23 protein-coding genes are annotated in these 22,561 nt (G+C 70.6%); 10 read left to right on the top strand and 13 right to left on the bottom strand.

Going from position 1 to position 22,561, the window contains the following annotated elements; translation table 11 throughout:
- Positions 1-145 precede the first annotated feature (145 nt).
- Entirely contained in the window at positions 146-970 is an 825-nt protein-coding gene (locus IAG42_RS13530; protein ID WP_188337272.1) for a hypothetical protein, read from the bottom strand.
- On the bottom strand, positions 951-1,583 hold the full coding sequence (locus tag IAG42_RS13525; RefSeq protein ID WP_188341361.1) for an RNA polymerase sigma factor: 633 nt from the start codon (positions 1,581-1,583) through the stop codon (positions 951-953). Before IAG42_RS13525 ends, IAG42_RS13530 begins: the two co-directional genes overlap by 20 nt.
- Before the next feature lie 185 nt (positions 1,584-1,768).
- Between IAG42_RS13525 and trpS the strand changes: the two genes are divergently transcribed.
- Positions 1,769-2,782 (top strand): tryptophan--tRNA ligase, encoded by a 1,014-nt coding sequence (gene trpS / locus IAG42_RS13520; protein ID WP_188337271.1) that lies wholly within the window; start codon positions 1,769-1,771, stop codon positions 2,780-2,782.
- Positions 2,783-2,835: 53 nt separating this feature from the next.
- Entirely contained in the window at positions 2,836-3,420 is a 585-nt protein-coding gene (locus tag IAG42_RS13515) for a 2'-5' RNA ligase family protein (RefSeq protein ID WP_188337270.1), read from the top strand.
- A gap of 19 nt (positions 3,421-3,439) precedes the next feature.
- Here the strand turns inward: IAG42_RS13515 and IAG42_RS13510 are convergent, their stop codons facing one another.
- Positions 3,440-4,195: a decaprenylphospho-beta-D-erythro-pentofuranosid-2-ulose 2-reductase gene (locus tag IAG42_RS13510; RefSeq protein WP_188337269.1), complete on the bottom strand. Its 756-nt coding sequence runs from the start codon at positions 4,193-4,195 to the stop codon at positions 3,440-3,442.
- 362 nt (positions 4,196-4,557) lie between these two features.
- The gene (locus IAG42_RS13505) at positions 4,558-6,078 is read right to left on the bottom strand and encodes an FAD-binding oxidoreductase (protein ID WP_188337268.1); all 1,521 of its coding nucleotides are present in this window, start codon (positions 6,076-6,078) and stop codon (positions 4,558-4,560) included.
- A gap of 133 nt (positions 6,079-6,211) precedes the next feature.
- Between IAG42_RS13505 and IAG42_RS13500 the strand changes: the two genes are divergently transcribed.
- The 4 genes from IAG42_RS13500 (at position 6,212) to IAG42_RS13485 (ending at position 9,396) form a co-directional block, all read left to right on the top strand.
- Positions 6,212-6,730, top strand: a complete 519-nt coding sequence (locus IAG42_RS13500) for a phosphatase PAP2 family protein (RefSeq protein WP_188337267.1) — start codon at positions 6,212-6,214, stop codon at positions 6,728-6,730.
- A 242-nt stretch (positions 6,731-6,972) separates the two neighbouring features.
- Positions 6,973-7,884, top strand: coding sequence for a decaprenyl-phosphate phosphoribosyltransferase (locus IAG42_RS13495; protein WP_223205979.1), 912 nt, complete (start codon positions 6,973-6,975; stop codon positions 7,882-7,884).
- 130 nt (positions 7,885-8,014) lie between these two features.
- Positions 8,015-8,491, top strand: coding sequence for a GtrA family protein (locus tag IAG42_RS13490; protein ID WP_223205978.1), 477 nt, complete (start codon positions 8,015-8,017; stop codon positions 8,489-8,491).
- Positions 8,479-9,396: a YihY/virulence factor BrkB family protein gene (locus tag IAG42_RS13485; protein WP_188337264.1), complete on the top strand. Its 918-nt coding sequence runs from the start codon at positions 8,479-8,481 to the stop codon at positions 9,394-9,396. Before IAG42_RS13490 ends, IAG42_RS13485 begins: the two co-directional genes overlap by 13 nt.
- 450 nt (positions 9,397-9,846) lie before the next feature.
- On the opposite strand, the gene IAG42_RS13480 is transcribed toward IAG42_RS13485, so the two are convergent.
- Positions 9,847-11,382: a D-alanyl-D-alanine carboxypeptidase gene (locus tag IAG42_RS13480; RefSeq protein WP_223205977.1), complete on the bottom strand. Its 1,536-nt coding sequence runs from the start codon at positions 11,380-11,382 to the stop codon at positions 9,847-9,849.
- On the opposite strand from IAG42_RS13480, the gene IAG42_RS37990 reads away from it, so the two are divergent.
- The 3 genes from IAG42_RS37990 (at position 11,321) to IAG42_RS13470 (ending at position 14,739) form a co-directional block, all read left to right on the top strand.
- Positions 11,321-11,563, top strand: coding sequence for an SCO4848 family membrane protein (locus tag IAG42_RS37990; protein WP_223205976.1), 243 nt, complete (start codon positions 11,321-11,323; stop codon positions 11,561-11,563). The two genes, IAG42_RS13480 and IAG42_RS37990, sit on opposite strands and share 62 nt — an antisense overlap.
- A 12-nt stretch (positions 11,564-11,575) precedes the next feature.
- Entirely contained in the window at positions 11,576-12,961 is a 1,386-nt protein-coding gene (locus IAG42_RS13475) for a metallophosphoesterase (RefSeq protein WP_188337263.1), read from the top strand.
- A 224-nt stretch (positions 12,962-13,185) separates the two neighbouring features.
- Positions 13,186-14,739 carry an ABC transporter substrate-binding protein gene (locus tag IAG42_RS13470; protein WP_188337262.1) on the top strand — a complete coding sequence of 518 codons (1,554 nt, stop codon included), beginning with the start codon at positions 13,186-13,188 and terminating at the stop codon, positions 14,737-14,739.
- A gap of 81 nt (positions 14,740-14,820) precedes the next feature.
- Here the strand turns inward: IAG42_RS13470 and IAG42_RS13465 are convergent, their stop codons facing one another.
- The 6 genes from IAG42_RS13465 to IAG42_RS13440 form a co-directional block, all read right to left on the bottom strand.
- Entirely contained in the window at positions 14,821-15,984 is a 1,164-nt protein-coding gene (locus IAG42_RS13465) for a D-alanyl-D-alanine carboxypeptidase family protein (protein WP_188337261.1), read from the bottom strand.
- Between the two features lie 154 nt (positions 15,985-16,138).
- Positions 16,139-16,798 carry a TetR family transcriptional regulator gene (locus IAG42_RS13460; RefSeq protein ID WP_223206396.1) on the bottom strand — a complete coding sequence of 220 codons (660 nt, stop codon included), beginning with the start codon at positions 16,796-16,798 and terminating at the stop codon, positions 16,139-16,141.
- A 104-nt stretch (positions 16,799-16,902) separates the two neighbouring features.
- A complete protein-coding gene (locus IAG42_RS13455) occupies positions 16,903-17,493 on the bottom strand; it encodes a thiol-disulfide oxidoreductase DCC family protein (RefSeq protein ID WP_394811215.1) in 591 nt (196 codons plus the stop codon).
- A 17-nt stretch (positions 17,494-17,510) separates the two neighbouring features.
- The gene (locus IAG42_RS13450; RefSeq protein ID WP_188337258.1) at positions 17,511-17,918 is read right to left on the bottom strand and encodes a hypothetical protein; all 408 of its coding nucleotides are present in this window, start codon (positions 17,916-17,918) and stop codon (positions 17,511-17,513) included.
- Positions 17,919-18,064: 146 nt separating this feature from the next.
- Positions 18,065-18,481, bottom strand: coding sequence for a VOC family protein (locus IAG42_RS13445; RefSeq protein ID WP_188337257.1), 417 nt, complete (start codon positions 18,479-18,481; stop codon positions 18,065-18,067).
- Positions 18,482-18,490: 9 nt separating this feature from the next.
- Positions 18,491-19,438 carry an SMP-30/gluconolactonase/LRE family protein gene (locus IAG42_RS13440; protein WP_188337256.1) on the bottom strand — a complete coding sequence of 316 codons (948 nt, stop codon included), beginning with the start codon at positions 19,436-19,438 and terminating at the stop codon, positions 18,491-18,493.
- Between the two features lie 79 nt (positions 19,439-19,517).
- On the opposite strand from IAG42_RS13440, the gene IAG42_RS13435 reads away from it, so the two are divergent.
- Positions 19,518-19,976, top strand: coding sequence for an Lrp/AsnC family transcriptional regulator (locus IAG42_RS13435; RefSeq protein ID WP_188341359.1), 459 nt, complete (start codon positions 19,518-19,520; stop codon positions 19,974-19,976).
- A gap of 62 nt (positions 19,977-20,038) precedes the next feature.
- On the opposite strand, the gene IAG42_RS13430 is transcribed toward IAG42_RS13435, so the two are convergent.
- Both IAG42_RS13430 and sdhA read right to left on the bottom strand, forming a co-directional pair.
- Complete coding sequence (locus tag IAG42_RS13430) at positions 20,039-20,806, bottom strand: succinate dehydrogenase iron-sulfur subunit (protein WP_188337255.1); 768 nt, start codon at positions 20,804-20,806, stop codon at positions 20,039-20,041.
- On the bottom strand, positions 20,806-22,560 hold the full coding sequence (gene sdhA, locus IAG42_RS13425; protein ID WP_188337254.1) for a succinate dehydrogenase flavoprotein subunit: 1,755 nt from the start codon (positions 22,558-22,560) through the stop codon (positions 20,806-20,808). The genes IAG42_RS13430 and sdhA overlap by 1 nt, the downstream gene beginning before the upstream one ends.
- Position 22,561 lies beyond the last annotated feature (1 nt).

Raw genomic sequence — 22,561 nt, 5'->3', positions numbered from 1 at the left:
TCGACCAACCGGCACGGCCCCTCCGAACCGGTTCACTTCTGGTACACCGCTCGCGGCGTCCAGGTTCCGCACGCCGCGGGCTCTTCTTCCCGCCCGACGGAGCCAGCGGCAACAGCGGCAAAGCCGTGGCCCCGCTGCTGCCCTCTCACAGGCTTCCGCCGCGATCGTCCGTGGAGCGTGCGATCTTCAGCGCCCTCCCCTCGGAAGCCACCCCCTCCAAACGCAGCGTGAGATGCGCGCCGTGTGACCACAGCAGGGCTGGCCCGGCCGTCGGCTGTGCCTGATGCCAACGCTGTCCCCGACCGTCGAGCAGCTGGAAACTCGCCCGGCGCTCCTGGGCGAACCACAGCCCGGACTCCCGGCCCACCGACACCTGGTCCGGAGGATCCGAGACGGTCGTGGTGAACCCGATGTCCAGACGGGCAGGGAACTCGTCGAGACGTATCATGCGGTCGTCCTTCCGCCAGCAGAGGCTGACCACCGGGCGGTCGCCCGGCGCGTACGTCACGGCGATCGAGTCGGGCGACCCCAGCTCGGCCGGGACCAGGGGGCGGAACCCCGCCTTCACCACGGCTTCGTCCATGGCGAGCGGCGCACCACACCCGCGGTCCTGAGCGTCCGGTGCCGGAGCCGGTGATGTCGACGGCGCGTAGTGGATCTCGATCCCGCCGAAGCCGAACCAGTCGTAGACGGCAGCCCGGACCTGCGGCGTGAGCACGACGACCGCCGCCACACCGCACAGGGCGGCGGTGAGCAGCCGCCACCGCTGCCGAGCCCATCGCACTGTCCGACGCGCTCGCTCACGAGGCCCCGGTGGCCCCACGGCGGACGCCGGCACTTGCTCGGCGATGATCTGTGCCAGCACGCGCTCCGCCATGGTCTCGCCCACGCCGTCCGGACCGTTCATGAACCGTCCCAGCGCGCGCAGCTCCTCCGGGAGCTCCGGGCGCTCATCGCGAGGCTCGCTCATGTCTGGCACCTCCCTTCCCCGGCCGCGGTGCCGGGACTCGCGAAGTCGTGTGGCCCGCCGGCAGCAGCTGTCCCAGCTTGCGCAGTGCGCGATTGAGCCGGGACTTGACCGTGCCACGCGGCCAGCCCAGAGCCTGAGCCGTCTCCGCTTCGTCCATCTCGAGCAGATAGCGGTGCACGACCACCAGCCGGTGCTCCTCGGTCAGCAGATCCAGAGCAGCCAGCAGCTCGGCGCGGCGCTCCACCTCGACCGCCGCGACCGCAGGATCCGCCGACTCCGGTATCAACGGCTCGGCCTCGACCATCGCTGCTTCCCGACCGGCGACCGACCGCTGCCGGCCCGCCGTCCGCACTGTGTTCCTTGTCTCATTGGCGACGATCTTCAACAGCCACGGCTTGAAAGCCGAGCCGTCCTTGAACCGTCCCAAGCTGCGATACGCCTTGAAGAAGGACTGCTGTACGACATCCTCGGCATCGGCCCCCGCGCCCAGCGCCTTCGCTGCTCGCAGGGCGATGCCGGTGAAAGCGCGAACCAGCTCCGCGTACGCCTCCGGCTCTCCGGCGCGCACACGGGCGATCACCGCACCTTCGTCGACGACGCGGCCCACCTCCAGGACTTCCCCCGGTGTCCTCACACGCTTGATACACCGGTCGACGGTGATCGGTTCCCACTCGGTACGCCCGAGTTCTCACGGTCCGTCACGCCGCGTGCCGGCCGGACCCGCGGATTCCCTCACGCGACGCCCGCACGTCGCGAACCTGACCCCGAGCAATGAGAGACACCTGAGAGAATGAGGGCATGGCCTCTGATCGTCCCCGCGTGCTCTCCGGAATCCAGCCCACCGCAGGCTCGTTCCACCTCGGCAATTACCTCGGTGCGGTCCGCCAGTGGGTGGCGCTGCAGGAGTCCCACGACGCCTTCTACATGGTGGTGGACCTGCACGCGATCACTGTCCCGCAGGACCCCTCGGAACTGCGTGCGAACACCCGGCTCGCCGCCGCGCAGCTCCTCGCCGCAGGACTCGATCCGGACCGGTGCACGCTCTTCGTCCAGAGCCACGTCCCCGAGCACGCTCAGCTCGGCTGGGTCATGAACTGCCTCACGGGGTTCGGCGAGGCGAGCCGCATGACGCAGTTCAAGGACAAGTCCGCCAAGCAGGGGGCGGACCGCGCCACGGTCGGCCTCTTCACGTACCCGATCCTGCAGGTCGCGGACATCCTCCTCTACCAGGCCCACCAGGTGCCGGTCGGTGAGGACCAGCGGCAGCACATCGAGCTCACGCGTGACCTGGCAGAGCGCTTCAACGGCCGCTTCGGCGAGACCTTCACCGTCCCGGCGCCGTACATCCTGAAGGAGACGGCGAAGATCTACGACCTTCAGGACCCGTCGATCAAGATGAGCAAGTCGGCGTCGACGCCGAAGGGCCTCATCAACCTCCTCGACGAGCCGAAGGTCACCGCGAAGAAGGTCAAGAGCGCGGTCACCGACACCGAGACCGTCATCCGCTACGACGCGGAGAACAAGCCGGGCGTCAGCAACCTGCTCAGCATCTACTCCACCCTCACCGGCACCGGTATCCCGGAACTGGAGCAGAAGTACGAGGGCAAGATGTACGGTGCGCTGAAGACGGACCTGGCCGAGGTCATGGTGGACTTCGTGACTCCGTTCCGGACCCGCACGCAGGAGTACCTGGACGACCCGGAGACGCTCGACTCGATCCTGGCCAAGGGCGCGGAGAAGGCGCGGGCCGTCGCCGCCGAGACGCTCGCCCAGGCGTACGAAAAGGTCGGCTTCCTGCCCGCCAAGCACTGAGCCCGCACCGGCTGCACGCCCGCCCGCCCACCAGACGACGACAGGAGTATGACGTGGGGACCGTAACGATCGGTGTCTCGATCGCGGTCCCGGAGCCTCACGGCAGCCTGCTCCAGGAGCGGCGTGCGGGCTTCGGTGACCCCGCGGCACACGGCATTCCCACGCACATCACCCTGCTCCCGCCGACCGAGGTGGAGAGCGGGGACCTGGCGGCGATCGAGGCGCATCTGACGGAGGTGGCGTCCGCCGGGCGCCCCTTCGCGATGCGTCTGTCCGGGACGGGAACGTTCCGTCCTCTGTCACCCGTCGTGTTCGTACAGGTCGTCGAGGGCGCCGAGGCCTGTACTTGGCTGCAGAAGCAGGTGCGCGACGCCTCGGGTCCCGTCGCACGAGAGCTGCAGTTCCCGTACCACCCCCACGTGACCGTGGCGCACGGCATCGCCGAGGAAGCGATGGACCGCGCGTTCGCGGAGCTGGCCGACTACGAGGCGGCCTGGCCGTGCACCGGCTTCGCCCTGTACGAGCAGGGGGCCGACGGCGTGTGGCGGCGCCTGCGGGATTTCACCTTCGGTAAGTCGCCGCTGCCCGCGCAGGCGCCCGGACGCTCGATGCGTTCCCGTCGCCTGCGCGCGAGCTGAGACTCCGCGGACTCCCGGATCAGACCGGGAGCCTGCGGAACACAGGCCGCGGTACGTGCCGCAGCGCTGACATGATCACGCGCAGCGCACCCGGCACCCACACCGTCTCCGACCTGCGGCGCAACCCCGTCTCGATGGCCAGGGCGACCGCTTCGGGCGTCGTCGCCATCGGGGCCTCGTCCAGGCCGGCCGTCATCTTCGACCGCACGAATCCGGGCCGCACCACCATGACGTGCACGCCGGTGCCGTGGAGCGCGTCGCCCAGGCCCTGAGCGAAGGCGTCGAGGCCGGCCTTGCTCGATCCGTAGATGAAGTTGGCCCGGCGGGCGCGCTCGCCCGCGACGGACGACAGGACGACGAGCGAGCCGTGGCCCTGGGCCTGCAGGGCCCGGGCACAGATGAGTCCGGCCGACACGGCGCCGGTGTAGTTGGTCTGGGCGACCCGTACCGCCGACAGCGGTTCACCCTCGTCGTGGGCCTGGTCGCCGAGGATGCCGAAGGCCATCAGCACCATGTCGATGTCGCCCTCGGCGAAGACCTTGCCGAGCACCTCCTCGTGCGCCTCCGAGTCGAGGGCGTCGAACGAGACGGTCCGGGCATCGGCCCCCATCCGGCGCAGCTCGGCCGCCGCGCTGTCGAGAGCGGGGGAGGGGCGGCCCGCCAGCCACACGGTACGAGTGCGGCGCGTGACGAGCCGACGGGCGGTGGCGAGCGCGATCTCCGACGTGCCGCCGAGGATGAGCAGGGACTGGGGAGTTCCGAAGGCGTCCTTCATGAGATCCAAACTCCAATGATTCGAGGCACGGAACGCGGTGGCGCGCCGGGTCGGAGGCCGACCATGTCTCGGTCGGGGGAATTCGACGAGGCGGATCCGGAACCTGTGCGGGCCGAGCGGTGTATCAGAAGTGACACCGGCGCGGAGGGCCCGCGCCGGCGAAGGGGGCAGTCACATGGCAGGTCTGGTGGGGACGGGGAGCCGTACGGATCTCGTCGCTCGGGCCCGGGAGTTGAGGGCTGTCGCAGGTGGCGGCAGCGCCGGGCGAGGCGGCTTCGGCGGCGAAGCCGCACGGGGTGGAGGCTCGCGTGTGAGTCTGCGTATCCCGACTGCGGACGCGCCGGTGGCGCGAGCGTCGGGGCTCACAGCTCCAGGCGTCGGGACAGGTCGGAGCGGAAGACGCCTCGCGGGTCCAGACGGGCCCGGAGCGCGCGGAAGTCCGTCAGACGCGGATACATCGAGGACAGGAGATCGGGCCTGAGGCGAGAGTCCTTCGCGAGATAGACGCGCCCGCCCGCGGCCGCCACGTCCTCGTCGAGTTCGTCGAGGAAGGAGCCGAGACCGGGCAGGTTCGCCGGGATGTCCAGGGCCAGGGTCCAGCCCGGCATCGGGAAGGAGAGCCAGCCCGGATCCGCTTCGCCGAAGCGCTTGAGGACCGCGAGGAAGGAGGGGCATCGCCGGTCGGAAATGCGCTGCACGATGCGGCGGAGGGAATCCTCCGCTCTGTATCCGACGACGAACTGGTACTGGACGAATCCGCTGCGCCCGTAGATGCGGTTCCAGTGCGGGACGCCGTCGAGGGGGTGGAAGAACGTGGACAGCTTCTGGAGTTCGCCGACACGGGACTTGGGGGCCTTGCGGAACCACAGCTCGTTGAAGGCGCCGACCGTCGTGCGGCCCAGCAGCCCCTCCGGCAGGAAGGAGGGAGCCGCGGGGAGCCGGCCCGGACGGAAGGAGAGAGGGGAGCGGCGCCTGCGCGAGGGCAAGGCATCCAACGGGGCGTGGTCGCCGCGGGTGAGCACGGAACGGCCCAACGAGGCGCCCCGGGCCAGGAGATCGATCCAGGCCACCGAGTAGCGGTACTGGTCGTCCGTGGCGGTCAGTCGGGCCATCAGGTCGTCGAGGTCGGCGGCACGTTCGGTGTCGACCGACATCAACGAGGTCTCGACCGGCAGCAGTTGGATCGTGGCGGTGAGGATGATCCCGGTCAGCCCCATGCCGCCGGCCGTGGCATCGAACAGCTCACTGCCTCGCTCGACGATATGGACCTGGCCGTCGGCCGTGAGCAGTTCCAGAGCCAGTACATGGCGTGAGAAGGAACCCGACACGTGGTGGTTCTTGCCGTGGATGTCGGCGCCGATCGCGCCGCCGACCGTGACATAACGCGTGCCCGGCGTCACCGGGACGAACCAGCCCAGAGGGAGGAGCACTTCCATCAGCCGGTGCAGCGAGACACCCGCGTCGCACAGGACGGTGCCGGCAGAGGCGTCGATGGCATGGATGCGGTCGAGGCCGGTCATGTCCAGGACCGCGCCACCCGCGTTCTGGGCAGCATCGCCGTAGGCCCGGCCCAGGCCGCGAGCGATCCCGCCCCGGCGCCCAGGGGCTCCGCACTCGCGGACGGCGGCCACCGCCTCTTCGTAGGAGCGGGGGCGGATCAGGTGTGCGGACGTGGGTGCGGTGCGACCCCAGCCGGTGACCGGCACGGAGTCGTAGCCGGGACTCGATGCGGGGCGGGGCACGGAGCGCGAGGGCGTGGAGTGCGGTGGCGCGTCCGCGTCCGAGGATGCGGCTGCCGATGCGGATTCGGACGGCGGCGAAGTCACGAGGGGGGATGCGGAAGCAGCGGCGGAGACGGGGGTGGAGACAGGGTCGGCAGCCATGGGGGTGACCGTATCGCCCCATAAAGAGAGCTTTGCTCTGAATCCGGCGATTGCTCACCGAAATGAGTGATTGATCGGGTGTCATACAAAATTGCCCGAGTTTATTGATGTTTTGGGATTCAGAGTGAGCCACATGGACGACATGGATCGCCGATTGCTTTCGGCACTTCGGGACTGTGGCAGGGACCGGCGCGTGGCGACGGCCGCGCGAGCGCTGTCCTGGGCCGGCGAGCATGGCGCGCTCTGGCTGGCGGCCGGGCTGGTGGGGGCGGCGGCGGACCGCGAGCGGCGCGGGGCTTGGCTGCGTGGCACAGCGCTCACCGCCGGCGCGCACCTGGCGAGCATGGGCGTGAAGCGCGTGGTGCGGAGACCGCGGCCAGGTGCGGAGGACGGGGTGGAGCCACTCGTCCGGACAGCGGGTCGGCATTCGTTCCCCAGCTCGCACGCGGCGTCGGCGGCGGCCGCCGCGGTGGCGTACGGAGCGTTGCGGCCGGCCGGGGCGCGCCTCGTGCCGCCTGTGGCTGCGGCGATGTGTGTCGCGCGGATGGTCGTGGGAGTCCACTACCCCTCCGATGTCGCGGCGGGCGCGGCGCTGGGGGCGCTGACGGTCCGACTGGGAACGCGCTGGATGAACGGGGGTGCGGCGAGGTGACGAAGCGCAGAGTGACGGGGGAGCGGGTGCGGGGAGCAGGGGAGTCTGAGGGCGGAGAGGGGCGGCACCGGACATCCGGGGCAGGACCCACGCCGAATGCGGATGGGAGGAAAGGGGGCGAGCGGAAGGCGGCTGAGCGGACTGAGGCGGACGGCAACGGGGGCCTGAGCGGTGGTGTCCCGCTGATCGGGGCGGCGCGCCGTCCCGGTTCGGCCACGGCGGTGCTTGAACGGCCCCAGGTCGTGGAGCCGGAGACCGGGACGCGCAGGCGGCGGGGGCTGGCCTCGGGGATCGTCAGGACGGCGCGGCCGCGCCAATGGGTCAAGAACGTGCTTGTGGTGGCCGCGCCAGCGGCGGCCGGGGAGTTGTTCTCATGGCATGCGCTGACACAACTCGCAGTGGTATTCGCCCTGTTCACTGCGGCGGCGTCCGCGGTGTATCTGATCAACGATGCGCGGGACGCCGAAGCGGACCGGGCGCACCCGGTGAAGCGGAATCGGCCCGTGGCAGCGGGGCAGGTTCCCGTGCCGGTCGCCTACGCGGTCGGGGGAGTGCTCGCGGTGCTCGCGCCGGCCGGGGCGGCCCTGCTCTGCAATCCGATGACCGCGCTGCTGCTCACCGCGTATGTCGCCATGCAGTTGGCGTACTGCGTCAGCCTCAAGCACGTCCTGGTCGTCGACCTGGTCGTGGTGACCACCGGGTTCCTGATGAGAGCCATGATCGGCGGGCTCGCCCTCGGGATTCCGCTGTCGCGCTGGTTTCTGATCACCACCGGCTTCGGCGCCCTGTTCATGGTCTCGGCGAAGCGGTACTCGGAATCGGTCCAGATGGTCGGGAAGGCCGGGGCCACGCGGGCGCTGCTCACCGAGTACACCACCGGATACCTGCGGTTCGTGTGGCAGCTGGCGGCGGGGGTCGCCGTACTCGCGTACTGCCTGTGGGCGATGGAGGAGGGGGGCGTGGCGAGCAGCAGCCTGTTGCCTTGGCGGCAGTTGTCGATGGCGGCCTTCATCCTCGCTGTCCTCAGATACGCGGTGTTCGCCGACCGGGGTACGGCGGGTGAACCCGAGGACGTGGTGCTGAAGGACCGGGCGCTGGCGGTGATCGGGCTGGTGTGGCTGGCGATGTACGCGCTCGCGGTGGTGGATTGGTGACTGTGCCGAGGTGATGGGGCGAGAGGTGGAAGAGGTGCGAGAGATGAGCGTGGTGGGGGAGTCGGCTGTGGGTGGTGATCGGCGGTCGTCTGGACCTCCTCGACGGGGGTTGGCGGCGCGGGTGCGGGTGATGGGGCCTGAGGTGGTGGGGTTCGCGGCGGTGGGGCTCTGTGCCTATGCCGCAGACCTGGGGCTGTTTGTCTGGCTTCGGGGGCCGGTGGGGATGGATCCGATCCAGGCCAAGGCGTTGTCGTTCGTGGCGGGTTGCTCGGTGGCGTACCTGGGGAATGCGCTGGGGACCTACCGGAGAAGAGCCGCGGGGGTGTCGCGGCTGCGGCAGTACGGGGCGTTCTTCGCGGTGAACGTGGCGGGGGCGTTGGTGCAGTTGCTGTGCATCGCGGTCTCGCACTACGGGCTCGGGTTCACATCGCCTCGGGCCGACACGATCTCGGGCGCCGGCGTGGGGATGGTGCTGGCCACGGCGCTGCGGTTCTGGGGGACTCGGACCCTGGTCTTCCGGTCCAGACCCGGCGGGGGCTCCGATGCCGTCGTGGCGAGCGCGATGGAACCGGCTGAACGGGGCAGGCTGGGATCATGGACTGGCTGAAAAGACTCCCCGTCGTCGGCCCGGTGGTCGTCCGGCTGATGCGGACGCACGCCTGGCACGCCTATGAGCGGCTCGATGCCGTGCACTGGGCCAGACTCGCGGCGGCGATGACGTTCATCAGCTTCCTGGCGCTCTTTCCCCTGCTCACGGTGGCGGCGGCGATCGCGGCCGGCACGCTCGGGCCCGCGCGGCAGGACCAGCTGGAGGAGAAGATCGCCGACCAAGTCCCGGGGATCTCGGACCAGTTGGACCTGGGGGCGTTGATCGACAACGCGGGGACGGTCGGGCTGGTGGCCGGAGCGCTGCTTCTGCTCACAGGCGTGGGGTGGGTCGGCTCGATAAGGGACTGCCTGCGGGCCGTGTGGGAGTTGCCGGACAGCGACGAGAACCCGGTTCTGGTCAAGCTCAAGGACACCGGGGTGCTGATCGGCCTCGGGGCCGCGGGGCTCGCGTCGATGGCGGCGTCGACCATCGCGTCCTCGGCGGTCGGATGGACGGCTGATCAGCTCGGGATCAACGAGGCGGGGTGGGGCGGGGCGCTGTTGCAGGGGGCGGCGTTCGCGGTGGCGGTGCTGGCGGACTTCCTGGTGTTCCTCTACGTACTGACCTTGCTGCCCGGGGTGCATCCGGAGCGGCGGGATCTGTTCACGGCGGCGCTGATCGGGGCCGCGGGGTTCGAACTGCTCAAGCTGCTTCTCGGTGGCTATATGCGAGGCGTCGCGGCGAAGAGCATGTACGGGGCGTTCGGGACGCCGGTCGCGTTGTTGCTGTGGATCAACTTCACGGCGAAGTTGATCCTGTTCTGCGCGGCGTGGACGGCCACGAGTGGCGCCGCGCCGGCCGAGGAGGACGAGGCGCTGGAGGACGAGGAAGACGACGTGACGGAGGCGGGCACGGGGGAGTAGGGGCCTGGAGGGAGGAGGCGGTGGTAGCGGGTGCGGGGTCCTGATCGGGGGCCGAGGGGCGGGTTGACCGGGCACTGATTCACCCGGCGGGCCCGGCGAACCCGGCGGACCCAGCGAACCCGGCGGACTCGGCGGGCCCGGCGAACCCGGCGGACCCAGCGAACCCGGCGGACTCGGCGGGCCCAGCGAACCCGGCAGGCCCAGCGAACCTGCCGGACCCAGCCGGCCACCCGGTGGCGCTCTCAGCGCGTACGCCACGACCACACTCGGTCGGCGGCCCCTGCCCCGGGGCGCCTGATGCGCCCCAGCATCAGGTCTCTGCCCCCGGGGCGCCCGATGCGCTCCGGCATCAGCTCCCTGCCCTCGCCCCAGCCTCTCCGCTCGCTTCCTGCGCCCCGCTGCCCGGCCTCCGCGCCTGCCCCGGCCCGCGCGGAGCGGAAGGAGGTGGGGTCAGTTCTTCGGCTGGAGGGGCCACTTCTTGCGGACTGCGAAGACCGCTCCGGCCAGGACGACCAGGATGCCGCCGCAGATGGCGAGGGCGATGCCGATGCCGCTGGAGCCCTCCGTTTCGGTCACCGCGGCGTGGGCCTGGGGCTTGGCGGGTCCTGCCTTGCCGTGGTCGCCGTCGGTGCCCGCGGCGCCGGGGGCAGTGGAGGCGGCCGCGCTCTTGGGCGGGACGAGGCTGCCGACCGGGGTGACCTTGCCGTCGGCGGCGAAGCCCCAGTCGAGGAGGCGGGCGGTTTCCTTGTAGACGGCGAACTGTTCGTCGGAGTCGGGGGTCATGACGGTGACGAGGAGGACGCGGTTGTTGCGCTCGGCGACGCCGGTGAAGGTGGCGCCGGCGTTGGTGGTGTTGCCGTTCTTGACGCCGGCGATGCCCTTGTAGGGGGCGAGGCCCAGGTCGCCGGTGAGGAGGCGGTTGGTGTTCTGGATCGCGAAGCGCTCGGTGGTCTTCCCCTTCTTCTGCTTCTTGGGGAACTTGGCGGTGGCCGTGGCGGCGTACTCGCGGAAGTCCGCCTTCTGCAGGCCCGAGCGGGCGAAGAGGGTGAGGTCGTATGCGGAGGAGGTCTGGCCGGGGGCGTCGTAGCCGTCGGGGCTGACGACGTGGGTGTCGAGGGCCTGGAGTTCCTCGGCGTGGGCCTGCATGTCCTTGACGGTCTGGGGGACGCCCTGGTTCATGGCGGACAGGACGTGGACGGCGTCGTTGCCGGAGCGGAGGAAGACGCCGAGCCACAGGTCGTGGACGGTGTAGGTGTAGTTCTCCTTGATGCCGACCGAGCTGGAGCCGGCGCCGATGCCGGCCAGGTCGGAGGGGACGACCTTGTGGGTCGTGCTCTTGGGGAACTTGGGGAGCACGGTGTCGGCGAAGAGCATCTTCATGGTGCTCGCCGGGGGCAGCTTCCAGTGGGCGTTGTGCGAGGCGAGGACGTCACCGGACTCGGCGTCCGCGACGATCCAGGACTTGGCCGTCAGGTCCTTCGGCAGGACGGGGGCGCCGCCGCCCAGGTCGACCTGGGTGCCCGGGCGGCCGAGGCGGGTGCCGCCGATCTCCGACATCTTCGCCGGCGGCTTGGCCTGGCCGGTGGAGCCCTTGCCCGACTTGTCGCCCGGCTTGTCCACGGCGGCCGCCGGGAGCGTCGCGGTCAGGGAGAGGGCCGAGGCGGTGAGCAGGAGCGCGGAAGTCGTGAGCAGTGTGGAACGGAAACGACCGTTCGGGCGCGCGGACTTCTTCGAATACGACGCATTGGAGGCAGGCACGGTCGGAAACGTACATGTAGCGGGTCGGTAAGTCTGCGCCGAGGTGTTCTGTGTCTTCGGAGTCGCGCCGGGTTCGGTGTCCCGCGTCGGGCCGGCTCCGCCCGCGGGCCCGCGCTGCTCCCCACCCCGGCGGCGGAGCGCGGCGGGGGCTGGCGATACTGAGGGTATGAAGCTCAGCCGCCCCGTCTCCTGGTTCCTGCTCGCCTTCGGGGTGTGGAGCTGGTTCATCTGGATCACTTTCGTCAAGAACCTGTGGAAGGACGGCAGCGGCCTCGCGTTCGACGACGCCGGGGATCCGACCGCGTACTTCTGGGTGCATCTGACGCTGGCCGTCGTCTCCTTTGTCTTGGGGACGGTGGTCGGGGTCATCGGGTTCCGCGGTGTGCGGGCCCTGCGCCGGACCTCGTAGGCGACCGGGGACATGGTCGTTCTTTTTGTGCTGATCGCCCTGTTTGTCCTGGGCGTGCTCGGCGGGCTGCACTACTACGCCTGGCGGCGGCTCGTGCGGGACACGACTGCGGGGCCGGGGTGGGTGCGGCGAGGCGGAGCGGTGGTTTTTGCCGTCGGGCCCGTGCTGATGTTCGCGGCGCTGGTGGCGGAGAGGACGGGGGCGCCGTTCCTGTTGCAGCAGGTGCTGGCGTGGCCGGGGTTCCTGTGGATGGCGTTCGCCCTGTACCTGGTGCTGGCGTTGCTGGTGGGGGAGGTGCTGCGGCCTGTACTGCGGCGCCTGCTCGATCGGCGGGCCGGTGAGCGCGGCGAGACCGGGAACGAGACCGAGGCGGGGGCCGAGGCCGAAGCAGGCGCCGAAGTCGAGGCCATGGCCCGCCGCGTGGTCGGGCCTGTCTCGAAGCCTGCCGGTGCCGTTGCCGCCCCGGACGCGCCCGTCACCCGACCTGGACCTGCCGCACAGACCGACGCCCTCGCCGCCCCCGCCGCACCCGAATCCGCGCATTCCCCCGACACCCCCACCCCAATCCCCGCCCCCACCCGCCGCCTGATCCTGGCCCGGGTCGTCGGGGGTGCGGCGGCTGTCGCCGCGGCCGGGGTCGTGGGGAACGGGGCGTACGGCGTGCTGCGCGGGCCGAAGGTGAAGCGGGTGACCGTGCCGCTGGCCAAACTGCCGCGCGCGGCGCACGGGTTCAGGATCGCGGTGGTCAGCGATGTGCACCTGGGGCCCGTGCTGGGCCGGGGGTTCGCGGAGCGGGTCGTCGAGATCGTGAACGGGACGCAGCCGGACCTGATCGCGGTCGTCGGCGACCTGGTCGACGGGAGCGTCGAGGACCTGGCGTCGGCGGTGGCGCCGCTGTCCCGGTTCCGGTCGCGGCACGGGACGTACTTCGTGACGGGCAATCACGAGTACTTCTCCGGCGCCGAGCCCTGGGTCGAGCACGTCCGGGAGATCGGGATGCGGCCGCTGGCCAACGCCCGGGTGGAGCTGGGGGCGTTCGACCTCGCCGGGGTCAACGACATCGCGGGCGAGAACCACGGCGACGGCCCCGACTACGCGAGGGCGCTCGGTGACCGGGACCGCACCCGTGCCGCCGTGCTGCTCGCGCACCAGCCCGTGATGATCCACGAGGCGGTGAAGCACGGCGTCGATCTCCAGCTGTCCGGGCACACGCACGGCGGGCAGCTGTGGCCCGGCAACTTCATCGCGGACGCGGCCAATCCGACGCTGGCGGGCCTGGAGCGGTACGGCGACACGCAGTTGTACGTCAGCCGGGGTGCCGGGGCCTGGGGGCCGCCGGTGCGGGTCGGGGCGCCGTCCGACGTCACGGTCGTCGAGCTGGCGTCGAAGCAGGCCTGAGCGCCACCACCGCGCCCTCCGAGGGGCCGCACGCGGGCGGTAGCCTGACGTGCGGCTTCACTGAAACCCCACACCGTGGAGGCTGAGAACCCTCGCGGTGGAGATCGGTCGGACCGCTCCGAAACAGGTGGGACCCCCGCACATGGCGGATACCTCAAAATTCCCTCTTCCCCCAGGTCAAACACTGTGATTCAGTGATAACCGTCACTGGGGAGGGACGTTTGATGCGCGCGGTTCGTCTGCGAGTCATCGCGACGGTTGTGGTAATTGTCGCGGCGGGGCTCGGCGGCTGGCAGTTGTTGCCGGAGAAGAGCGACGGGGGAAAGACCGTCAGGGTGGGGACGACGGACGCCGTCACGTCGCTGGACCCTGCGGGCGCGTACGACGCGGGCTCGTGGGCGCTGTACAGCAATGTGTTCCAGTCGCTGCTGACCTTCGCGCCGGGCGGCACCAATCCGGTACCGGACGCCGCCGAGCAGTGCCGGTTCGTCGGCACGGGGCTGCTCACGTACCGCTGCAAGCTGCAGTCGGACATCAAGTTTCCGAGCGGCCGGACGATGACGGCGAAGGACGTGAAGTACTCCTTCGACCGCGTGCGCAAGATCAACGACCCGGTCGGTCCGGCCTCGCTGCTCGACACGCTCAAGAGCGTGGAGGCGAACGGGCTGACGGTCACGTTCCGCCTGTCGTCGCCGGACGCCACGTTCCCGTTCAAGGTCGCGACCGGCGCGGGAGCCATCGTCGACCGGGACATCTACCCGGCGGACGCGCTGCGCCCCGGCGAGCGGATCGACGGCACGGGCCCCTACGTCCTCAAGGCGTACAAGGCCGGCAGCCGGGCCACGCTCGTGCCGAACAAGAACTACGAGGGCCCCGCGAAGGTCCCCACGCACCCCACCGAGCTGCGCTACTTCAAGGACTCCGACGCGCTCGAGTCCGCGTGGAAGGGCCACGCCGTCGACGTCGCCGCGCGCCAGCTGCCGCCCGCGATGCTCGCCGGTCTGTCGACCAGTGACCAGGAGCAGCGGGTCACGGAGGTCGACGGCGCCGAGACGCGCAACCTGGTGCTGAACGTGCGCGCGGGCAAGCCCCTGCACGAGCGCCGCGTGCGGCAGGCGCTGGCCTCGCTCATCGACCGGGACAAGCTGGTCGACACGGCGTACAAGGGCACGGTGGACTCGCTGTACTCCGTGGTGCCGCGCGGGATCACCGGGCACACGACGGCGTTCTTCGACGCGTACCCGCAGCCGGACGTGGAGCGGGCCCGCCGGCTGCTCGCCGAGGCCGGGGTGACGACGCCGGTCCGCTTCGAGTTCGCGTACTCGCGCGGCGCGGCGTCGAAGGCGGAGGCGGAGGAGATCGCGCGGCAGGCCGGGGGGACCGATCTGTTCGAGGTGACGCCGAAGTACTACGACTGGGCCGAGTTCCAGAAGCGGTACACGGCGGGCAAGCTCGACGCGTACGGGGTCGGCTGGCTGCCGGACTTCCCGGACCCGGACACGTTCACGGCACAGCTCGTGCGCACCGGCTCGGGCATGCACAACGGGTACAGCAGCAAGCGGGTGGACGCCCTGATCCTGGCGAGCCAGGAGTACGAGGACCGCGGGCGCACGCTCAGGGACCTGCGCACGCTGCAGGAGGACGTCGCGGACGACGTGCCGCTGATCCCGCTGTGGCAGCGCAAGGAGTACGTGCTCAGCACGGAGGACGTGACCGGCGGGCAGTACCTGTCCGACGGGACGGGCGTGTTCCGCCTGTGGGAGCTCGACTGGATCTGACGGCCGGACCGGTGAAGGACTGACGGCCGGACAGCCGGACCGGTGAAGGACTGAGGCCGGGCTGGTGAAGGACGGCGGCCGTCAGGCCTTCCTGCGCCGCCGTCCCGAGGGGCGGGCCCTGCGGCGCAGCGCCAGCAGCCCGCCGCCGGCGAGTGCCGCGACGGCCGCGGACCCGCCCAGCGCCAGCGCCTCCTTGCGTTCACCGGACGGCGCCGGCCCGGACGGCGAAGCGGCCGCGCGCGTCGACCCGGCAGGTGCCCCCTGCTCACCGCCCGGCTTCGAGGCCCCGCCCCGTCCTGCCGGCGGCGCCCCCAGCGTGCCGACCGGCGTCACCCGGTCCACCGCCCGGAAGCCCCAGTCGAGCAGCGCCGCGGTCTCCTCGTAGACCGCCTCGTAGCCGGACTTCGGGCGCAGGACGGTGACGAGGAGGGTGCGGCCGTCGCGGGTGGCTGCGCCGGTGAAGGTGTTGCCCGCGTGCGAGGTGTAGCCGTTCTTGACGCCGATGAGCCCCTCGTACGGGGTCACGCCCTGGCCGGTGAGCAGCCGGTCGGTGTTCTGCATCTGGAAGGTCTTGCCGCCGCCCGCGGGGAAGTCGGCGGTCTTCGTGGCGCAGTACGCGCGGAAGTCGTCGTTCCTGAGCCCGGCGTGGGCGAACAGCGTGAGGTCGTACGCCGACGAGACCTGCCCCGGGTGGTCGAAGCCGTCGGGGCTGACCACGTGGGTGTCGTTCGCGCCCAGCTCCTCGGCTCGCCGCTGCATCTCCCGCACGGTCTTGGCGACGCCGCCGTTCATCGAGGCGAGCACGTGCACGGCGTCGTTCCCGGAGCGCAGGAAGACGCCCTGCCACAACTGCCGGACGGTGTACGTGGTCCCGGCCTGGATGCCGACGAGGCTGGAGCCCGCCGGGATCCCGGCCAGGTCGGCGGCGGTCACCCGGTGCTTCTCGTCGGCGCCGAAGCGCGGCAGCACCGTGTCCGCGAACAGCATCTTCAGCGTCGAAGCGGGCGGCAGCGCGCGGTGCGCACCGGAGGCGGCGAGGACTTTGCCGCTGTCGTGGTCGGCGACCAGCCAGGCCCGCGCGTCGAGTCTCGGCACTCTCGGCACCCCCGCCGTTCCCGGGGCGCCCGAGGCGACCGGCGCGGCGGACGCGCGCGGCGCGGGCAGGGCGAGAGCGGTGGCGGCGCCGAACCCGATGCCGAGGGCGGCGCGGCGGCTGAACTGCGGAGACGAGGTGGTGCCGGGCATCTGGCGAACGTACAGGTGAAAGACCAGGTAAAGGACAGCGGGTGACCCGACCCGGCGCGGCCCCCGCCAGGACCAGCCCCACCCCGCCCGGAACCAGCCTCGCCCGGGGCAGCGCCCGGCAACGCCCCCCCGCGACGCCCCAGCCTCAGCCCCGCTAGCCCTTCGTCCCGTCCCCCGTCCCGCCCTCCGTCCCGCCCCGCGTCATCCCCGGCAGGAAGTCGATGAACAGCTCGTGCACCTCCAGCACGAGCGGCCGCAGCACCCGGAACCGGGCGAGCGCCACGCCACGCGTGGTCAGCCGGGCCCCGCGCTCCGCCAGTCGCCGGCTGCGCTCGCGCCCCTCCGAGCTGTCGAACACCCAGTACAGGACGAGCCCCATCTGGGAGAGCCACATCAACTCGGGCAGGATCTGCGCCAGTTCCGCGGGCACCTTCGCCTTCGATCCGGCCAGGACCTCCCGGTGCACGGAGATCGCGGCTTCCCGGGCATGCTCCGACTCGGCCGAGAACGGGCTGAGCGGGGAGTCCGGGTCGGCCGCGTTCTTGAAGAACTGGGCGGCGAACTCGTGGTACGGCTCGGCGATCTCCAGCCAGACCCGGAGCACGCCCGCCAGCCGCTTCTCCAGATCGGTCTCCGCGTCGAGCACGGGCCGGACCGCCGCCTGGTGCTCGGCGGCGATCCGGTCGTAGAACCCCTGGATCAGATGTTCCTTGCCCGCGAAGTAGTAGTACGCGTTGCCGACCGAGACCCCGGCCTCCTGGGCGATGGCCCGCATGGTGGTCTTGTCGTAGCCCCGCTCCCGGAAGAGCCGCATCGCGGTCTCCAGGATCAGCGCCCGCGTCTGCTCGCTCTTGGCGGGCTTGTCGGCGCTCTTGCGCCGGACGGCCCCGGGTTCTTCAGTAGCCACGGTCACCGAGCCTAATCGGCCGGGTCGTCCGTGCGGCAACCGCTGTCGCAGACGGGCGCCCCGTCCCCGTACCCGTACGCCTCCTGGAACCAGCCGTCCCGGTCGGGCCGGTCCGGGGACCGCTCCGGCGACGAGGCTGGCGGCTCGAACGTCCATCCGTGCCGCGGGTCGTACGTCCACCCGTCCTCGCGCCGGTACACCCCGCCCCCGGCCTGCCGTGTGCGGTGCGCCTCCCGGTACTTCGCGGCGGCGAGCACGACCTGCTTGGCGACCTTCATGCCCGCGGGCGTGGTCATCCGGTGCGCCGTCGCGCGGTGTTCGCGCAGCGCCCACATGCACACGACCCAGGCGGCCGAGCCCTGGAAGACCTGCCCGCCGTCGCCGATCACCGTGATGTCGCCGAGGGTGGCGGCGTGGTCGATCCCCGGGTAGCGGGCCCGCGCGTCGTCCGAGCCCGCCGCGACGAACTCCAGCGGGACGAGCTGGCGCTGGCGGCCGAGCCAGCCCCGGGCGAACGTGCACAGCGGGCAGTCGGCGTCGTACAGGACCGTGAGCCGGCGGACCGGGACGTCCCCCCGGGCGTCCCGGGCCACCGGATTCACGGCCGCTCCCGGCGTGGTCACGCTCCGGCCGCCGGAGCGGTCCACGCCTGGGACGGCACCGGCGGCTGCTGCTCGCGCTCCATGACACCGCGCCGCCGGATCTTGTTGAGGACGTAGACATTGCCCAGGTGCATGGCGCCGAGGACGAGGAGCACCACGCCGAGCTTGGTCGACAGGGCCTCGAAGACCCCGCGGGCGTCGGCGATGGTCTCGTCGCCGCTCAGGTAGAGCGCGACGAACCCGAGATTCACGAGGTAGAAGCCGACCACCAGCAGGTGGTTGACCGCCTCGGCGAGCTTCTCGTTCCCGTGCAGCACGTCGGCCAGGAAGATCCGGCCGTTGCGGCTGAGCGTGCGTGCCACCCAGATGGTCAGCCCGATGCTGATGACGAGGTAGACGACGTACGCGACGACTGTGAGGTCCATGCCCCACCCTCCTTGAACGCGTTCAAAAACGCTGACGTGCAGGACAGTAGACCTGTTTTTGAACACGTTCAAGCGGAGAGCGGCGTGCGTGACGCGGCTCTCAGTTCCCCGGCGGGGTGAGGGTCAGGAGGCGGTAAGCGGAAGGTTCAACTCCGGGCCAGCTCCGGCCGCTTGGCGTAGTCGGTGAACCCGATGACGTTCCCCCATGGGTCGGCGATCTCGACGACGTACCCGGTCGAGGTCGACAGCGGCGGCGCGAGCGGCTCGATGCCCGCCTCGCTCAGCGCCCGCGCCGTCGCCCGCGCGTCCCGCACCTCCAGCCACAGCCGCGCGGCGGGCCACGGCACCGGCCGGGGCCCGAACCCCTCCTCGGTGCGCAGCAGCAGCCCCGGCGTCTCCCCGCCCGCCCCGAGGAGGGCGATCCCGGCCTCGTCGAGGCGGAACGTCACGGGGAACCCGGCGCGCTCGTAGAAGGTGACGGCCTCGGGCAGATCGCCCACCGGCAGGAGGGCGTTGTCGAACCCGAGGACGCCCAGGCCGGACTTTCGGGAGGTGAGTGACATTCCGTCAGATTAGCGGGCGGATCCCCACGGACCGATCCGCGGCGCTCCGGTGACCGCGGTCATCAGGCAGTACAGGGAGGTGGACGCGGCGAGGAACATGATGTTGTTCTTCGGGCCGCCGAACACCACGTTCGCCACCGGCTCCGGCACCAGGAGCCGCCCCAGCAGCGTCCCGTCGGGGTCGTAGCAGTGCACGCCGCCGCCCATGGCCGCGGCCCACAGCCGGCCGCCGTCGTCGAAGCGGATGTTGTCGAAGCGGCCGAGCCCCTCCTTCGTCTCGGCGAACACCTTGCCGTCCGAGAGGGTCCCGTCGTCGCGCACGTCGAAGACGCGCAGGACGCCGGAGCGGGTGTCGGAGACGTACAACTCGCTCTCGTCGGCGGAGAAGACGAGCCCGTTCGGCGCCCCGAAGCAGTCGGCGACCAGTCGGACCTCGCCGCTGACGGGGTCGATCCGGTAGACGTTGTTCGCCCCGATCTCCGACTCGCCGCGATGGCCCTCGTAGTCGCTCGTGATCCCGAAGTCCGGGTCGGAGAACCAGATCGAGCCGTCCGAGCGCACCACCGCGTCGTTCGGGCTGTTGAGCCGCTTGCCCTCCCAGCGGTCCGCGAGCACGGTCAGGCTGCCGTCGTGCTCGGTGCGCGTCACGCGCCGGTTGCCCTGCTCGCAGTGGATCAGCCGGCCCTCGCGGTCCAGGGTGTTGCAGTTGACGTATCCGGCGGGGGAGCGGAAGACGCTCACGTGGCCGCTCTGCTCGTCCCAGCGCAGCAGCCGGTCGTTGGGGATGTCGCTCCACACCAGCTGGCGCCAGGCGGGCAGATAGACGGGCCCCTCGGCCCAACGGCTGCCGGTGTGCAGGACCTGCAGGAAGTCGTCCCCGTTGGCGCACCGTCCGGTGCGGAAGCGCTCGTCCAGGATTTCGTACGACACGGGAATGCGATCTATGGACACGATCATCCTCTACGGGTGCGATACCGAATGTCATCCTGTCGCACTGGACTATGCCAGAACGAGGTACGGTGACGCCATGGAGATCGTGGATGACATCGACCGCAAGCTGATCGCCGCGCTCCAGCGCGACGCGACGACCGCGTACGCGGCGCTCGGCAAGGAGGTCGGCCTGTCCACCGGCGCCGCCCACGAGCGCGTCCGCAAGCTGCGCGAGCGCGGTGTCGTGCGCCGCACCACTGTCGACGTGGACCCGGCGGCCCTCGGCCAGGGCGTGCTCGCCTACGTGATGGTCGAGTCCTCGGCGTGGATGGGTGATTCGGCGGACTCCTTCGCCGCGATCCCCGAGATCGTGGAGGCGCACATCATCGCGGGCAGCGCCTCGGTCCTCGTGAAGGTCCGCTCGGCGACGACCGAGCAGCTCCAGGACGTGCTGCGCCGCCTCTACGCGATCGACGGCGTGAGCGGCACCCAGGCGACGGTGGTCCTGGAGACCTTCTTCGAACGCCCGGTGCCGACCGGCACCGAAGGGCCGGGAAACGGCTGAGGGCCCCGCCCCGCCGGAGAATTCCGGGGAGCGGGGCCCTCACAGCCCTGCGGGTACCAGGATCAGTAGCGGCGCGTGATGAGCGCGCGCTTCACTTCCTGGATCGCCTTGGTGACCTCGATGCCACGCGGGCAGGCGTCCGTGCAGTTGAAGGTGGTGCGGCAACGCCACACACCGTCACGGTCGTTGAGGATCTCCAGGCGCTGCTCGCCGGCCTCGTCGCGCGAGTCGAAGATGAACCGGTGGGCGTTCACGATCGCGGCCGGACCGAAGTACTGGCCGTCGTTCCAGAACACCGGGCAGGACGACGTGCACGCGGCGCACAGGATGCACTTGGTGGTGTCGTCGAAACGCTCGCGGTCCTCGGCGGACTGCAGACGCTCACGCGTCGGCTCGTTCCCCTTCGTCACCAGGAACGGCATGACGTCCCGGTACGCCTGGAAGAACGGCTCCATGTCGACCACGAGGTCCTTGAGCACGGTGAGGCCCTTGATGGCCTCGACCGTGATCGGCTTCTCGGGGTTGATGTCCTTGATGAGCGTCTTGCAGGCAAGGCGGTTCTTGCCGTTGATGCGCATCGCGTCGGAGCCGCAGATGCCGTGCGCGCACGAGCGGCGGAAGGTCAGCGTGCCGTCCAGGTCCCACTTGATCTTGTGGAGACCGTCGAGCACACGCTCCTTCGGGTCGATCTGGAGCTGGAAGTCCTCCCAGACCGCGTCCGCGGAGACCTCCGGGTTGTACCGGCGGATGCGGAAGGTGACCGTGATGAGGTGCGAGGACGTGGAGTCCTTCTCCAGGGCCTCCAGCTTGTCCATGGTCGGAGTAGCCATCAGTACTTACGCTCCATCGGCTGGTAGCGGGTCTGGACGACCGGCTTGTAGTCGAGACGGATGGACTCGGTGCCGTCGTCGCCGACCTCGCGGTACGCCATGGTGTGGCGCATGAAGTTGACGTCGTCGCGGTTCGGGAAGTCCTCGCGGTAGTGACCACCGCGGGACTCCTTGCGGGCCAGCGCGGAGGTCGCCATGACCTCGGCCAGGTCGAGCAGGTTGCCCAGCTCGATGGCCTCGAGCAGGTCGGTGTTGAACCGCTTGCCCTTGTCCTGGATCGCGACGTTCTTGTAGCGCTCGCGCAGCTCGGCGATCTTCTCGACCGCCGTCTTGATCGTCTGCTCGGTGCGGAACACCATCACGTTGGCGTCCATGCACTCCTGCAGCTCGTTGCGCAGGACGGCGACGCGCTCCGTGCCCGTGGAGTTGCGCAGGCGCTCGACCGTCTCCTCGACGAGCGAGGCCGGGTTCTCCGGCAGCTCGACGAAGTCGGCCTTGTGGGAGTACTCGGCGGCCGCGATGCCCGCACGACGCCCGAAGACGTTGATGTCGAGCAGCGAGTTGGTGCCGAGGCGGTTGGCGCCGTGCACGGAGACACAGGCGACCTCGCCGGCGGCGTACAGGCCCGGGACGACCGTGGTGTTGTCCGCCAGGACCTCACCCTCGACGTTCGTCGGGATGCCGCCCATGGCGTAGTGCGCGGTCGGCTGGATCGGGATCGGGTCCGTGTAGGGCTCGATGCCGAGGTACGTGCGCGCGAACTCCGTGATGTCCGGGAGCTTCGCGTCCAGCTGCTCCGGCGGGAGGTGCGTGAGGTCGAGGTAGACGTGGTCGCCCTCGGGACCGCAGCCGCGGCCCTCACGGATCTCCGTGTAGATGGAGCGGGACACGACGTCACGGGACGCGAGGTCCTTCATGACCGGCGCGTACTTCTCCATGAAGCGCTCGCCGTCCTTGTTGCGGAGGATGCCGCCCTCACCGCGGGCGCCCTCCGTCAGCAGGATGCCCATGCGCCAGATGCCGGTCGGGTGGAACTGGAAGAACTCCATGTCCTCCAGCGGCAGACCCCGGCGGTAGCAGGCGGCCTGGCCGTCACCGGTCAGGGTGTGCGCGTTGGACGTCACCTTGAAGAACTTGCCGGTGCCGCCGGAGGCGTAGATGACCGACTTCGCCTGGAAGACGTGGATCTCGCCGGTGGCCAGCTCGTAGGCGACCACACCGGCGGACTTCTTGACGCCGTCCTCCTCGACCAGGAGCTGGTCCAGGACGTAGAACTCGTTGAAGAACTCCACGCCCTCCTTGACGCAGTTCTGGTACAGCGTCTGGAGGATCATGTGGCCCGTGCGGTCCGCGGCGTAGCAGGACCGGCGGACCGGCGCCTCACCGTGGTTGCGGGAGTGACCGCCGAAGCGGCGCTGGTCGATCGTGCCGTCCGGGGTGCGGTTGAACGGCAGGCCCATCTTCTCCAGGTCGAGGACCGAGTCGATGGCCTCCTTCGCCAGGATCTCGGCGGCGTCCTGGTCGACCAGGTAGTCGCCGCCCTTGATCGTGTCGAAGGTGTGCCACTCCCAGTTGTCCTCCTCCACGTTGGCCAGCGCGGCGGCCATGCCGCCCTGCGCGGCGCCCGTGTGGGAGCGGGTGGGGTAGAGCTTGGTCAGCACGGCGGTGCGGCTGCGCTTGGTCGACTCGATGGCCGCGCGCATGCCGGCGCCGCCCGCGCCGACGATGACGGTGTCGTACTTGTGAATCTTCACG

The sequence above is a fragment of the Streptomyces xanthii genome (genome assembly GCF_014621695.1).
In the GTDB taxonomy this organism is placed as follows: domain Bacteria; phylum Actinomycetota; class Actinomycetes; order Streptomycetales; family Streptomycetaceae; genus Streptomyces; species Streptomyces xanthii.
The sequence above is the reverse complement of the archived record's forward strand: the minus strand, read 5'-3'. Positions and strand labels throughout refer to the sequence as shown.

Coding starts and splice junctions, on each gene's coding strand:
- IAG42_RS13530 (WP_188337272.1), bottom strand. CDS start 970: ATGAGCGAGCCTCGCGATGAGCGCCCGGAGCTCCCGGAGGAGCTGCGC.
- trpS (WP_188337271.1), top strand. CDS start 1,769: ATGGCCTCTGATCGTCCCCGCGTGCTCTCCGGAATCCAGCCCACCGCA.
- IAG42_RS13510 (WP_188337269.1), bottom strand. CDS start 4,195: ATGAAGGACGCCTTCGGAACTCCCCAGTCCCTGCTCATCCTCGGCGGC.
- IAG42_RS13505 (WP_188337268.1), bottom strand. CDS start 6,078: ATGGCTGCCGACCCTGTCTCCACCCCCGTCTCCGCCGCTGCTTCCGCA.
- IAG42_RS13500 (WP_188337267.1), top strand. CDS start 6,212: ATGGACGACATGGATCGCCGATTGCTTTCGGCACTTCGGGACTGTGGC.
- IAG42_RS13490 (WP_223205978.1), top strand. CDS start 8,015: ATGGGGCCTGAGGTGGTGGGGTTCGCGGCGGTGGGGCTCTGTGCCTAT.
- IAG42_RS13485 (WP_188337264.1), top strand. CDS start 8,479: ATGGACTGGCTGAAAAGACTCCCCGTCGTCGGCCCGGTGGTCGTCCGG.
- IAG42_RS37990 (WP_223205976.1), top strand. CDS start 11,321: ATGAAGCTCAGCCGCCCCGTCTCCTGGTTCCTGCTCGCCTTCGGGGTG.
- IAG42_RS13480 (WP_223205977.1), bottom strand. CDS start 11,382: ATGAACCAGCTCCACACCCCGAAGGCGAGCAGGAACCAGGAGACGGGG.
- IAG42_RS13475 (WP_188337263.1), top strand. CDS start 11,576: ATGGTCGTTCTTTTTGTGCTGATCGCCCTGTTTGTCCTGGGCGTGCTC.
- IAG42_RS13470 (WP_188337262.1), top strand. CDS start 13,186: ATGCGCGCGGTTCGTCTGCGAGTCATCGCGACGGTTGTGGTAATTGTC.
- IAG42_RS13465 (WP_188337261.1), bottom strand. CDS start 15,984: ATGCCCGGCACCACCTCGTCTCCGCAGTTCAGCCGCCGCGCCGCCCTC.
- IAG42_RS13460 (WP_223206396.1), bottom strand. CDS start 16,798: ATGCGGCTCTTCCGGGAGCGGGGCTACGACAAGACCACCATGCGGGCC.
- IAG42_RS13450 (WP_188337258.1), bottom strand. CDS start 17,918: ATGGACCTCACAGTCGTCGCGTACGTCGTCTACCTCGTCATCAGCATC.
- IAG42_RS13445 (WP_188337257.1), bottom strand. CDS start 18,481: ATGTCACTCACCTCCCGAAAGTCCGGCCTGGGCGTCCTCGGGTTCGAC.
- IAG42_RS13440 (WP_188337256.1), bottom strand. CDS start 19,438: ATGATCGTGTCCATAGATCGCATTCCCGTGTCGTACGAAATCCTGGAC.
- IAG42_RS13430 (WP_188337255.1), bottom strand. CDS start 20,806: ATGGCTACTCCGACCATGGACAAGCTGGAGGCCCTGGAGAAGGACTCC.